This is a genomic window from Aeromicrobium sp. Leaf272, from assembly GCF_001422865.1.
GTDB lineage: Bacteria > Actinomycetota > Actinomycetes > Propionibacteriales > Nocardioidaceae > Aeromicrobium.
Window position 1 is genome coordinate 305653 of sequence record NZ_LMMY01000011.1, and the last position, 11740, is coordinate 317392.

Here is an 11740-nt window from a genome sequence, read left to right on the forward strand (position 1 = left end):
GCCCGGGTCGATCGCGAGTGGCGCCGCGACCTGGTCGGGGGCGATCCCGGCCAGCAGCTCGTGCAGGGCGGGCTCGAAGGCCATCGACGGACAGTTCGCCTTGAACCACAGCCGTCCACGGTCGGTCGGCACGACCAGCTGGGTGGACCACGGCCGCACGCGGGGCTGCTGGATGGGTCCGGCGAGCACGTGCCCCGCCTCCTCGGCGCGCTCGTGCACCCAGGCGTGCGCCTCGTCGAGCCAGCCGCGCGAGGTGACCCGCTGGCTGAACGCCTGGTCCATGGGGTGAGCGTAGGGCCACCCGCCGTCCACGCCCACGTTCGGCGGGCGGCCGCGGCCCGCGTCCCTAGGATGAGGGCATGGCAGGACTACGTGGCAAGGCGGCTGTGGCCGCCACCAACAAGATCGCACCCCAGGTCGCCGGCGGCTTCGTCCGCCAGGTGCTGGACCGGGCGATCGACGGTCTCGGACCGCTCCCGTCGGCGCGCAAGGCCGCGGACGCGCACCTCGTGGACAGCGACGGCGACGTGGAGCAGGCGATCGCGCGCCACGTCCGTCGCCACACGGCGCTCGCGGGTGCCCAGGGCTTCGTGACCAACCTCGGCGGCATCGCTGCCGTGGCGGTCGCCGTCCCAGCCAACGTCGTCGGCGTGACGCTCGTCCAGGCCCACATGGTGGCCGGCATCGCGGCGCTGCGCGGCTACGACCTCGAGGACCCGCGGGTCCGCAACGCGATCCTGGTCTGCATGCTCGGCGAGGACGCCGTCAAGGACCTGCTGCGCTCGGGCAAGCTGCCCTCGGCGCCGATGACGCTCGCGACGTCGCCCATGCACTCTCCCGAGCTCGACCGGATCATCTCCCAGGAGGTCACGGCCGAGCTGGTCACGCGCACCGTCGGACGTCGGGCGGTGACCCTCGTCGCGCGGCGCGTCCCGCTCATCGGCGGCGCCGTGGGCGCCGGCAGCGACGGCTGGGCCACGCGCCAGATCGGGCAGTACGCCGCCCGCGAGCTGCGCGACCGCAACATCCGCTCCGCCTAGCCCCCCGCGCGGTGACTTCTCCACCGAACGAGCCCCACGTGCATCGAGAGGTGGAGATTCCACCCTCAGGCCGCCGAGACGGTGGAATCCGCACCGTCCGATCAGTCCGAGCCGCGCTCCACGGGCTGACGCAGGATGGTGCGAAGCCGTTCCGGCGCGGTGCGCCGCGGGTCACCGAGGTAGATCTCGTGGTGGTGGCCCGTCATCCGTAGTCCGGCGGCCGGGATCTCGTGGTCGTGCATGCGGGCGAGCACGGGTCCCTCGTCGTCGTACGGACCGACGTGGAGCGTCTGCATGCACGGGCCCTCGTGGAGCGTCCGGAGCGTGACCCGCTCCAACCCGACCGGCCGATCCTTCTTCCGCGTCACCGCGGCGACGGCGTCGGCGAGGGCGGAGTCGTCGACCCAGGTCGGCGCCAGGATCATCGCCGTCCAGCTCCATCGACTCTTGTCCCGCGAGGTCGTGAACGTGGCCATGTCGTCGGACCACCAGAGCGCCTCGAGCGGCATGACCACCTCGTCGTGGCCGAGCGCCTTGCCGGCGAACCGCAGCGTGTAGGCGACGGGGTAGAGCGCGCCGAGCGCCTCGGCGTAGGCGGGCGAGGTGTTCGGGTCGCCCCGGCCGTCGACCGCGAGGTAGGTCAGCGACGGGACGTCGACCACGCGGAACTCACCCTTCCGGGCGCGGTAGCAGTCGAGCTCGGACTTCCGGTCGAGGCTCACTCCTGCTCCCGCTGCCGGGCCCGGTACTCCGCGGCCGCGTACCGGTTGCCGCAGGTGGTGCTGCAGAAGCGCCGTGACCGGTTGCGGGTGAGGTCGAGGACGATGCCGTCGCAGCCGTCGTCCGCACACACGCCGAACCGCGACAGCTCGCCGGCGCTGACGACGTCGGCGAAGGCCACGGCCGTCTCCACGCCGATGCGGGACGGGAGCGGGCTGTCGTCGTCGGCGACGTGCAGGTGGTGCCCGAGGCGGCCGTGGTTGACCAGCCGGAGCCGCGCAGGATGCTCGTCGAGCAGGGCGTTGACCCGGCGGACGGCGTCGTCGACGGAGGCCGTGAACAGCGCACGGAGGTCGGCACGCAGAGCACGGACGGCGTCGAGCTCCGCGCGGTCGCGGTCGTGCCGGCCGGTGTAGCCGTGCCGGGCGTAGTACGCGTCGAGCGCGCTCACCGAGGTCAGCGTGTCGGGATCCGACGCCGTGTTCACGAGCTCGACGGCCGCGACGAGGTTCGCCTCGGTGTCAGGAGCGAAAACCATGTTGACACCTTATGCCACGACGCCCTACCGTCATGAGCCATGACCACTTACGCTCCTGACGGCACTCGACGGTCGTCGACCTCCGGGTCCGGCCACACCTCGAGCGGCCTGGTCTTCGCGCTCGTCTCGGCCGCCGCCTTCGGGCTCTCGGGGTCGCTCGCTCGCGGGCTGCTCGACACCGGCTGGAGCGCGGGCGCCGCGGCGACGATCCGCATGGGCGTGGCCGCGCTCGTCGTGGCCGTGCCCGCCGCCCTCGCGATGCGCGGACGGTGGCACCGCGCCCGGGCCGCCGGGCCCGCCGTGGTGGTCTACGGGATCCTCGCCGTCGCCGGAGCCCAGCTGTGCTTCTTCTACGCCGTGCAGACGCTCCAGGTGGGCGTGGCGCTGCTCGTCGAGTACATGGCACCGGTCGCCGTCGTGCTCTTCCTGTGGGTGGCGCGGGGCGAGCGCCCGGGTCGGCTCACGGTGGCCGGCGCCGTGGTGGCCATGGGCGGCCTGGCCCTCGTGCTCGGCGTGGTCTCCGGAGTCTCGCTCGACGGCATCGGCGTGCTCTGGGCGCTCGGCGCGACCGTCGGCGCCGCCACCTACTTCCTGGTCTCGGCCGACGACCGCGTGGGGGTGCCGCCGCTCGCGCTCGCCGGCGGTGGGCTGCTGGTGGGCACCGCGGTGCTCGGCCTTGGGGGCCTCGTCGGCGTGCTGCCCATGACGGCCTCCACCCGCGACGTGGCCCTGGGTGGCGCGACCGTCGACTGGTGGGTGCCGGTGCTGCTGCTCGGCGTGGTGACCGCCGCCCTCGCCTACGTCACCGGCATCGCGGCCGGTCGGCGGCTCGGCTCGCGGGTCGCGTCGTTCGTGGCGCTGTCGGAGGTGCTGCTGGCCGTCGTCTTCGCCTGGCTGCTGCTCGGCGAGCTGCCCGGTCCGGCCCAGCTGGTCGGTGGCGCACTGGTGCTCGCCGGCGTGGTGCTCGTGAAGCTGGGCGAGCGCAGCGTCGCGACGTCGGTCGGTCCGACCGTCGAGCCGGTCCCGCCCGGCGCCTGACCCTCCACGTCGGCCGACTCAGGTGCGCACGTGCATCCGTTCGCCCTGGGGGCCGAAGATGGCCAGCACCTCGGCGGGGTGGGGCCCGGGGCAGGAGACCCAGTGCGGGGTCCGGGTGTCGAACTCCACCACCTCGCCCGGCCCGATCGTCAGGTCACGGGTGCCGAGCACGAGGCGCACCCGTCCGGACAGGACGTACATCCACTCGTAGCCCTCGTGCGTCTGGAGGGTCGGCTCCGCGCCGGGCTCGGGCGGCATGACGATCTTGTAGGACTGGAGCCCGCCGGGGCGTCGCGTGAGCGGCACGAAGGTGCGCCCGTGCCGCACGACCGGGCGGGCACGGACCCGCGGGTCGCCGGTCTCGGGTGCGTCGACCAGCTCGTCGAGGGCCACGCCGTGGGCGGCGGCCAGCGGCAGGAGGAGCTCCAGCGTCGGCCTGCGCTGCCCGGACTCCAGCCTCGAGAGGGTGCTCACGGAGATCCCGGTCTGATCGGCCAGGTCGGTGAGCGTGGCCTCCTGCTCGAGGCGGAGCTGGCGCAGGCGCGGGCCGACGCCGGCCAGCACGTCGCCGAGGTCCGAGGCTTCCATCGGACCAGTTTGCCATTACGGCAACACTGCTTGTCAAGTCAGCACGCGCGGGGCAGGCTCGTCCCATGAGCCTGAACTCCACTCCTGACACCACCGCCGTCGACGTGGTCGTGGTGGGCGGAGGTGCCGCCGGTCTGAGCACCGCGCTGGTCCTCGCCCGCTCGCGACGCTCCGTCGTGGTGGTCGACGCCGGCGAGCAGCGCAACGCCCCGGCCGACCACATGCACAACTACCTCGGCCGCGAGGGCACCCCGCCGCTCGAGCTCGCCCGGATCGGGCGCGAGGAGGTCGAGTCCTACGGTGCGACCGTCGTGCGCGGTCGCGTCACCGGCGCGGAGGCGCTCCCCGGAGCGGTTCCCTCGTTCGCCATCGCCGTCGACGACGGGAGCCGGTTCGTGGCGCGCCGCGTGGTGCTGGCCACCGGCGTCGTGGACGAGCTGCCCGACGTCCCCGGCCTGGCCGAGCGGTGGGGGCGCGACGTGCTGCACTGCCCCTACTGCCACGGCTGGGAGGTGCGCGACCAGCGCGTCGGCGTGCTGCTGACCAGCCCCCTGGGCCTGCACCAGGCCGGCCTGTTCGGCCAGCTCACCGACCAGCTGACCGTCCTGGCGAACGGCGTCGCACTGGACCACGGGCAGCGTGAGCCGCTGCGCGCCAAGGGCCACCGCGTGGTCGACGACGTCGTGGCCGAGGTGCTCGTGACCGATGACCGGCTCTCGGGCGTCCGCTTCGCCGACGGCACCGTGGTGGAGCTCGACGCGATCGCCGTCGCGTCGTTCCCACGCGCCCGCACCGACGTCGCCGACCTGCTCGGCGTGCCGACGGCGCAGGTCGAGATGAATGGGACCACGATGGGCGTGGGTCTCGAGGTCGACGCGACCGGGGCGACCCCCGTGCCCGGCGTCCTCGCGGTCGGCAACGCCGCCGCGCCGATGGCGACCGTCATCGGCTCGGCCGCGGCCGGCATGCAGACCGGCGCCCTCCTCAACGCCCAGCTCGTCGCCGAGGACACCGACACCGCCGTGGAGGCCTCGCGCGCCGCGATGCGCGAGCCCGAGGCGTGGGAGGAGCGGTACGGCGAGGCGGCTCCGGTCTGGAGCGGCCGCGTGAACCCGCAGGTCCCGGTGAAGGCGTCGGAGCTCACGCCGGGCCGCGCGATCGACGTCGGCTGCGGCGAGGGTGCCGACGTCATCTGGCTGGCCCAGCACGGGTGGGACGTGACGGGCATGGACTTCTCGCCCACCGGTCTCGACCGGGCGCGGCAGCACGCCGAGGAGACGGGGGTGGCCGAGCGGACGTCGTTCCGGGTGGGCGACATCCGCACCTGGGAGCCAGGCGACGAGCGCTGGGACCTCGTGACCGCGCACTACGTGCACCTGCCGCCCGAGCCGATGCTCGACGTCGTGCGCCGGCTCTCGGCGGCGGTGGCGCCGGGCGGCACGCTGCTCGTCGTGGGGCACCACCCGGGCGACGTGCCGGCGGGCATCCGCGACCGCGACGACCTCTTCGTGCCCGAGGCGCTGCTGCCGGCCCTCGGCGACGGGTGGGACGCACGCACCGAGGTCGTCGAGCGCACCCACACCGGCATGGGCGCCCACACCGTCCGCGACAGCATCCTCGTCGCGACGCGGGCGGCCTAGAGGCGACGCAGGGCGGCCTCGGCGGCGTTGAAGCCGCCCATGCCGTGCACGCCGCCGCCGGGCGGGGTGGCGGCGGAGCACAGGTACACGCCGTCGACGCCGAGCGAGTACGGGTCGAGCGTGGGGCGGGGGCGCAGCGGGATCTGGCGCCACGTGTTGGCGCCGGTGCCGATGTCGCCACCCACGTAGTTGGCGTTGCCGGCCTCGAGCTGCGCCGTGCCCTTGGAGACCACCTGCACGACCCGGTCACGGAAGCCGGGGGCGAAACGCTCGACCTGGCCCAGGATCAGGTCCGTCGCGTCACCCGGCCAGGCGTGCGGGACGTGCGCGTACGCCCAGATCGGGTTGATCCCGTCGCGCGAGCGGCTGGGGTCGGCGAGGTGCTGCTGGCCGAGCAGCACGAAGGGACGGTCCGGCATGACACCGCGGGCCGTGCGCCCCTCGGCGTCGACGATCTCGGCTGCGGACCCGCCGACGTGGACGGTGCCGGCGCGGCGGACCTCGTCGTTGGTCCACGGGATCTCGCCGTCGATCGCCACGTCGATCTTGAACGCCGCCGGACCGTAGCGGTAGCCCCGCAGCTGCCGGGCCACGAGGGGCGGGATCGCGTCGCCGACGATGCCCAGGGCGCCGCGCGGCGAGGTGTCGAGCAGGATCACGTCGGGTCGGGTGCCGATCTCCTCGGCCAGCTGGCCCATGCTCGTGACCTCGACGCCGGTGCGCACGGTGCCACCGAGCTCCTCCAGACGGGCGACCAGCGCTGCTGCGATCGATCCCGAGCCACCCTCGGCGACCGGCCAGCCGTAGCGGTGGCCCGCGGCGCCGAGCATGAGACCCACCGAGGCGCTGAGCGGCGTGTCGAGCCGACCGAACACGTGCGCGGCCACGCCCATGAACAGGGAGCGGGCGGGCTCGTCGTCGAAGCGACGGACCAGCACGTTCGCCGGCAGGGCCGCCTGGAGCCCGAAGCGGGCGAGGGTGAGCGGGTGCGACGGCACGTGCACGACGGGACGCAGCACGTCGGCGAGCAGGTCGTCGAAGTCTCGCGTGATCGGGCCGAACAGCTTCGTCCACGAGCGCGCGTCGGCGCCGAGCGAGGCTGCCGTGCGCTCCATGTCGCGGCTGACCACCCCGGCGCGACCGTCGTCGAGCGGGTGCGCGAGGTCGACCTCGGGCCAGAGCCAGCGCAGGCCGTTCCGCTCGAGCTCCAGGGACGCGAGGTAGGGCGAGGCGACGCCCATCGGGTGGAACGCCGAGCACTCGTCGTGCAGCACCCCGGGCACGGTCAGCTCGCTGGTGCGCGTCCCACCGCCGACCCGGTCGGCGGCCTCGAGGACGGTCACGTCGAGACCCTCCTGCGCCAGGCGCACGGCGCCCGCGAGCCCGTTGGGTCCACTGCCCACCACCACCGCCGACGTCATGGCTCCATCCTGTCACCGCCTCAGACGCCCGCAGCCCGGCCGAACGGCTGCACGGCTCAGGACAGGGCGCGGACCACGGCGCTGGCCGGCGGCTTGCCCAGCTGCTCGGCCATCCAGGAGCTGGTGGCCACGAGCGCGTCGAGGTCGACGCCGTGCTCGATGCCGAGACCGGTCAGGAACCACACCAGGTCCTCGGTGGCCAGGTTGCCGGTCGCGCTCTGCGCGTACGGGCACCCGCCGAGGCCACCGGCCGAGGCGTCGAAGGTCGTGACGCCGGCCTGCAGCCCGGCGTGGACGTTGGCGAGGGCCTGGCCGTAGGTGTCGTGGAAGTGCAGGGCCAGCCGCTCGGGCCCCACCCCGGCCGCCCCGAACCGACGCACGAGGTCGCCCACCTGACCGGCGGTCGCGACGCCGATCGTGTCGCCGAGCGACAGCTGCACCGCACCCAGCTCGAGCAGGTCGCTGCCCACGCGGACGACCACCTCGGGGTCGACCGGACCCTCCCAGGGGTCGCCGAAGCACATCGACACGTAGGCACGGACGTCGGCGCCGGCCTCGCGGGCACGTCGCACGACGGGCTCGAACATCGCCATCTGGGCGTCGAGGGCGCTGTTGAGGTTCTTGGCCGCGAAGGTCTCGGTGGCACTGGCGAACACGGCCACGTGGCTGCACCCGGCCTCCAGCGCTCGGTCGAGGCCGCGCTCGTTGGGCACGAGCACCGGGTGCTCGAACCGAGGCCCTTCTCGCAGGGCCTCGACCAGGTCGGCCGCGTCGGCCAGCTGCGGCACCCACCGTGGGTGGACGAAGCTGGTGGCCTCCACGACGGGCAGCCCGGCGTCCACGAGGCGCCGCACGAAGGCGGCCTTCACGTCGAGTGGGACGACCGCCTTCTCGTTCTGCAGGCCGTCGCGCGGACCGACCTCGTAGATCGTCACGCGCTCGGGGAGACCCCGCTCCGGCACGACCATCGGCAGGGGTGCCGGGCCCTGGGCGGCAGGGGATTCCGGGAGCGTCATGCGTCGTCCGCCCTGGGCTCCACGTGCACCACGACGTGGCCCATCGCCACCTGGTCGCCGACGGCGGCGCCCACGTGGGTGACGGTGCCGTCGTGGGGGGCGACGAGTGCGAGCTCCATCTTCATGGCCTCCACGGCGCCGAGCCGCTGACCCGCCGTCACCGCGTCGCCGACCGCGACGTCGAGCGCCACGACCGCACCAGGCATGGGCGAGACGACGTCGGCGGTGCCGGCGGCCGCCACCGACGAGCGTCGCATGGCGTCGGCGGCCTCGAGCACCCACGTCTGCCCCTGCCAGGTGGCCCAGACGCGGCGCCCCCGCGCGGTCGCGTCGGCATGCGCGAGACCGGGATCGTCGACGACGTCGTGCGTCGTGCCGTCGGGCTCGGCGACGTGCACCGTCAGCGGCACGGGAGGACCGGCCGAGCGCCAGCCGTCGCCGCGACCGAACGGCGACTCGTCGTCGGCCTCGCCGAGCAGCAGCGCCGCGGATCGCAGCGCCTCGGGCGCGACCGACGGCCGCTCCAGCAGCGGGCCCTCGTAGGCGTCGAGCCAGCCGGTGTGCACCTCGCCGGCGCGGAACTCCGGCGAGTCGACGAGCCGCCGCACCCAGCCGAGGTTCGTCTCGATGCCCTCCACCGCAGAGGCGTCGACGACGTCGAGCAGCGCGTCGACCGCGGCGTCGCGGTCGGGCCCGTGGGCGACGAGCTTGGCCAGCATCGGGTCGTACGCCGACGATACGACCGCCTCCCCCTCGATCGAGGCGTGGACCTCGGCCCGGCGGGGGTGCCGGGCCGTGGGCGGCAGATCGACAGAGCCCCAGCGCGCGTCGAGCACGTGCCCGGCCTGCGGGAGGAACCCGGTGTACGGGTCCTCGGCGTACACGCGCACCTCCACGGCGTGGCCGGCGCACGTGACCTCGTCCTGCGCGAGCGGCAGCGGCAGGCCCGCCGCGACGTCGAGCTGCCACTGCACGAGGTCGAGGCCCGTCACCTGCTCGGTCACGGGGTGCTCCACCTGAAGGCGCGTGTTCATCTCGAGGAAGTAGGCGGTCTGCCCCCCGGGGGAGTCCGCGACGAGGAACTCGACGGTGCCCGCGCCGACGTAGCCGACCTCCTGGCACAGCGCCACGGACGAGTCGTGCAGCAACGTGCGCAGCGCCGGATCGAGACCCGGGGCCGGCGCCTCCTCGACGACCTTCTGGTGGCGACGTTGCGCGGAGCAGTCGCGCTCGAAGAGGTGCACGACGGTGCCGTGGTCGTCGCCGAAGACCTGCACCTCCACGTGGCGGCCGCCCTCGACGTAGGCCTCGACGAGCAGGGTGTCGTCGCCGAACGACGACGCCGCCTCTCGACGCGCGGTGGCCACGGCGTCGGCGAGGTCCTCGGGGCGGCGCACCACGTGCATGCCCTTGCCGCCACCGCCGGCCGCGGCCTTCACGAGCACCGGGTAGGCATCGGCGGGGACGTCGTCGGTCTCGTACCGCGGGGTCACCGGAACGCCGGCCCGCTCGGCGACCTCGCGGGCCCGGTCCTTGCGACCCATCAGCTCGATGACGTCGGGCGACGGACCCACGAACACGAGCCCGGCGGCCTCCACGGCACGCGCGAAGGCGGCGTTCTCGGACAGGAAGCCGTAGCCCGGGTGCACGGCGTCGGAACCGGAGGACACGGCAGCGGCCACGACCTCCTCGACGTCGAGGTAGGAGCCGATGCGCACGGCCTCGTCGGCTTCCTCCACGTGGAGCGCGTGCGCGTCGAGGTCGGTGAAGACGGCGAAGGTGCGCAGGCCGGCGGTCCGGCACGCACGGACCACGCGGCGGGCGATCTCGCCGCGGTTGGCGATCAGGACGGTCTGGAGGGTGGTCATGCGGGGATCACATCCGGAAGACGCCGAAGCCGGGGGCTCCACCGTCCAGGTCGGGTCGGTCGGCGAACGACGGCACGGGCGCGTTCGCGCAGGTCTGGAGGGCGAGCCCGAGCACGCGGCGGGTCTCGCGCGGATCGAGGATGCCGTCGTCCCACAGGCGCGCGGTGGCGTAGTAGGGGTTGCCCTGCACCTCGTACTGGTCGCGGATCGGCGCCTTGAACGCCTCCTCGTCCTCCGCGGACCACGCGCCGCCTTTCCCCTCGATGCCGTCACGGCGCACCGTGGCAAGCACCGACGCGGCCTGCTCGCCGCCCATCACCGAGATGCGCGCGTTGGGCCAGGTCCAGAGGAAGCGGGGGTCGTAGGCCCGGCCGCACATGCCGTAGTTGCCCGCACCGAACGAGCCACCGATGATCACGGTCAGCTTCGGCACGACGCTGGACGCGACGGCGGTGACGAGCTTCGCGCCGTCCTTCGCGATGCCGCCGTTCTCGTACTCGCGGCCGACCATGAAGCCCGTGATGTTCTGCAGGAACAGCAACGGGATGCCGCGCTGGTTGGCCAGCTCCACGAAGTGGGCACCCTTGAGGGCCGACTCGCTGAACAGAATGCCGTTGTTCGCGACGATGGCGACGGGATAGCCCTCCACGTGGGCGAACCCGCACACGAGCGTGTCACCGTAGAGGGGCTTGAACTCGTGCAGGCGCGAGTCGTCGACGACGCGGCGGATCACCTCGCGCACGTCGTAGGGCGTGCGTCCGTCGACGGGTACGACGTCGAGCAGCGTCTCGGGGTCCTCGCGCGGCGGCAGCGCCGGCTGCGGCTCCAGGTGGGTGCGGGCCGGACCCAGGGTGCCGACGATGGAGCGGACGATGTCGAGGGCGTGCGCGTCGTCGTCGGCCAGGTGGTCCACGACGCCGGACGTGCGGGCGTGCACGTCGCCGCCACCGAGGTCCTCGGCCGTCACGACCTCGCCCGTCGCGGCCTTCACGAGCGGGGGCCCGCCGAGGAAGATCGTGCCCTGCTCCTTGACGATGACCGACTCGTCGCTCATCGCCGGCACGTACGCACCGCCGGCCGTGCACGAGCCCATGACGGCCGCCACCTGCGCGATGCCGCGCGCCGACAGCTGCGCCTGGTTGAAGAAGATGCGGCCGAAGTGGTCGCGGTCGGGGAACACCTCGTCCTGCATCGGCAGGAAGGCGCCCCCGGAGTCGACGAGGTAGAGGCAGGGGAGCCGGTTCTGCAGCGCCACGGTCTGGGCGCGCAGGTGCTTCTTGACCGTGAGCGGGTAGTAGGTGCCGCCCTTCACGGTGGCGTCGTTGGCCACCACCATCACGTCACGGCCGGCCACGCGGCCGATGCCGGTGATGATCGACGCGCTCGGCACGGCGTACTCGTCCGCAGCCCCGGGCCCGTCGCCCCCGTACATCCCGTAGGCCGCCAGGGGCGCGATCTCGAGGAACGGCGAGCCCGGGTCGAGCAGCCGGTCGACCCGGTCACGCGGAAGGAGCTTGCCGCGGGCGACGTGCCGCTCGCGCGAGGCGTCGCTGCCGCCGCGGCGGACGCGGGCGGTGCGCTCGTGCAGCTCGTCGACGAGGTCGCGCAGCGTGGAGGGGGAGCCGGTGCTCATGCGCCTGAGGTTAACACCCATTAACCAGATGCGGTACGGTCGTGCCATGTCCGACCGCCGTCGCGAGATCGCCCGCAGCGCGGTCGAGCTGTTCGCCGACCGCGGCTTCCACGGCGTCAGCGTCGGCGACGTCGGCGCGGCGTCGGGGATCTCGGGCCCGGCCATCTACAAGCATTTCCGCAGCAAGGAATCAGTGCTCGCCCAGGCGCTGGTCGACATCAGCACGGAGCTGCTGGAG

The 11740-nt window shown here is 73.7% G+C and carries 12 protein-coding genes; 4 read left to right on the forward strand and 8 right to left on the reverse strand.

Going from position 1 to position 11740, the window contains the following annotated elements; translation table 11 throughout:
- Positions 1-282: hypothetical protein (locus ASF38_RS18000; RefSeq protein WP_200914465.1), on the reverse strand; the 282-nt coding region annotated here is incomplete at its 3' end.
- A gap of 77 nt (positions 283-359) precedes the next feature.
- On the opposite strand from ASF38_RS18000, the gene ASF38_RS08540 reads away from it, so the two are divergent.
- Entirely contained in the window at positions 360-1040 is a 681-nt protein-coding gene (locus ASF38_RS08540; RefSeq protein ID WP_055961816.1) for an EcsC family protein, read from the forward strand.
- 101 nt (positions 1041-1141) lie between these two features.
- On the opposite strand, the gene ASF38_RS08545 is transcribed toward ASF38_RS08540, so the two are convergent.
- Both ASF38_RS08545 and ASF38_RS08550 read right to left on the reverse strand, forming a co-directional pair.
- Entirely contained in the window at positions 1142-1762 is a 621-nt protein-coding gene (locus ASF38_RS08545; protein WP_056575141.1) for a GyrI-like domain-containing protein, read from the reverse strand.
- Entirely contained in the window at positions 1759-2298 is a 540-nt protein-coding gene (locus ASF38_RS08550; protein WP_055961822.1) for a CGNR zinc finger domain-containing protein, read from the reverse strand. The genes ASF38_RS08545 and ASF38_RS08550 overlap by 4 nt, the downstream gene beginning before the upstream one ends.
- Positions 2299-2337: 39 nt before the next feature.
- Between ASF38_RS08550 and ASF38_RS08555 the strand changes: the two genes are divergently transcribed.
- Positions 2338-3336, forward strand: coding sequence for a DMT family transporter (locus tag ASF38_RS08555; protein WP_056575144.1), 999 nt, complete (start codon positions 2338-2340; stop codon positions 3334-3336).
- A gap of 18 nt (positions 3337-3354) precedes the next feature.
- On the opposite strand, the gene ASF38_RS08560 is transcribed toward ASF38_RS08555, so the two are convergent.
- The gene (locus ASF38_RS08560) at positions 3355-3924 is read right to left on the reverse strand and encodes a helix-turn-helix domain-containing protein (RefSeq protein ID WP_056557102.1); all 570 of its coding nucleotides are present in this window, start codon (positions 3922-3924) and stop codon (positions 3355-3357) included.
- Positions 3925-3989: 65 nt separating this feature from the next.
- On the opposite strand from ASF38_RS08560, the gene ASF38_RS08565 reads away from it, so the two are divergent.
- The gene (locus tag ASF38_RS08565) at positions 3990-5564 is read left to right on the forward strand and encodes an FAD-dependent oxidoreductase (RefSeq protein WP_056575147.1); all 1575 of its coding nucleotides are present in this window, start codon (positions 3990-3992) and stop codon (positions 5562-5564) included.
- Here ASF38_RS08565 and ASF38_RS08570 read toward each other — a convergent pair.
- Genes ASF38_RS08570 through ASF38_RS08585 form a run of 4 tightly spaced genes read right to left on the reverse strand, consistent with a single transcriptional unit; the run spans position 5561 to position 11502 of the window.
- Entirely contained in the window at positions 5561-6985 is a 1425-nt protein-coding gene (locus ASF38_RS08570) for an NAD(P)/FAD-dependent oxidoreductase (RefSeq protein ID WP_056575152.1), read from the reverse strand. The genes ASF38_RS08565 and ASF38_RS08570 overlap by 4 nt on opposite strands.
- Before the next feature lie 56 nt (positions 6986-7041).
- Positions 7042-8001 carry a hydroxymethylglutaryl-CoA lyase gene (locus tag ASF38_RS08575; RefSeq protein WP_235497544.1) on the reverse strand — a complete coding sequence of 320 codons (960 nt, stop codon included), beginning with the start codon at positions 7999-8001 and terminating at the stop codon, positions 7042-7044.
- A complete protein-coding gene (locus tag ASF38_RS08580) occupies positions 7998-9869 on the reverse strand; it encodes a biotin carboxylase N-terminal domain-containing protein (RefSeq protein WP_056575153.1) in 1872 nt (623 codons plus the stop codon). Before ASF38_RS08580 ends, ASF38_RS08575 begins: the two co-directional genes overlap by 4 nt.
- 7 nt (positions 9870-9876) lie before the next feature.
- A complete protein-coding gene (locus tag ASF38_RS08585; protein ID WP_235497547.1) occupies positions 9877-11502 on the reverse strand; it encodes a carboxyl transferase domain-containing protein in 1626 nt (541 codons plus the stop codon).
- Between the two features lie 46 nt (positions 11503-11548).
- Here ASF38_RS08585 and ASF38_RS19255 point away from each other — a divergent pair.
- A partial coding sequence (locus ASF38_RS19255; RefSeq protein ID WP_235497549.1) for a TetR/AcrR family transcriptional regulator occupies positions 11549-11740 on the forward strand: 192 nt, incomplete at its 3' end.

Excerpts from the sequence above, each read along its gene's own strand:
- ASF38_RS08540 (WP_055961816.1), top strand. The coding sequence starts at position 360 with ATGGCAGGACTACGTGGCAAGGCGGCTGTGGCCGCCACCAACAAGATC.
- ASF38_RS08550 (WP_055961822.1), bottom strand. The coding sequence starts at position 2,298 with ATGGTTTTCGCTCCTGACACCGAGGCGAACCTCGTCGCGGCCGTCGAG.
- ASF38_RS08555 (WP_056575144.1), top strand. The coding sequence starts at position 2,338 with ATGACCACTTACGCTCCTGACGGCACTCGACGGTCGTCGACCTCCGGG.
- ASF38_RS08560 (WP_056557102.1), bottom strand. The coding sequence starts at position 3,924 with ATGGAAGCCTCGGACCTCGGCGACGTGCTGGCCGGCGTCGGCCCGCGC.
- ASF38_RS08565 (WP_056575147.1), top strand. The coding sequence starts at position 3,990 with ATGAGCCTGAACTCCACTCCTGACACCACCGCCGTCGACGTGGTCGTG.
- ASF38_RS08570 (WP_056575152.1), bottom strand. The coding sequence starts at position 6,985 with ATGACGTCGGCGGTGGTGGTGGGCAGTGGACCCAACGGGCTCGCGGGC.
- ASF38_RS08575 (WP_235497544.1), bottom strand. The coding sequence starts at position 8,001 with ATGACGCTCCCGGAATCCCCTGCCGCCCAGGGCCCGGCACCCCTGCCG.
- ASF38_RS08580 (WP_056575153.1), bottom strand. The coding sequence starts at position 9,869 with ATGACCACCCTCCAGACCGTCCTGATCGCCAACCGCGGCGAGATCGCC.
- ASF38_RS08585 (WP_235497547.1), bottom strand. The coding sequence starts at position 11,502 with ATGAGCACCGGCTCCCCCTCCACGCTGCGCGACCTCGTCGACGAGCTG.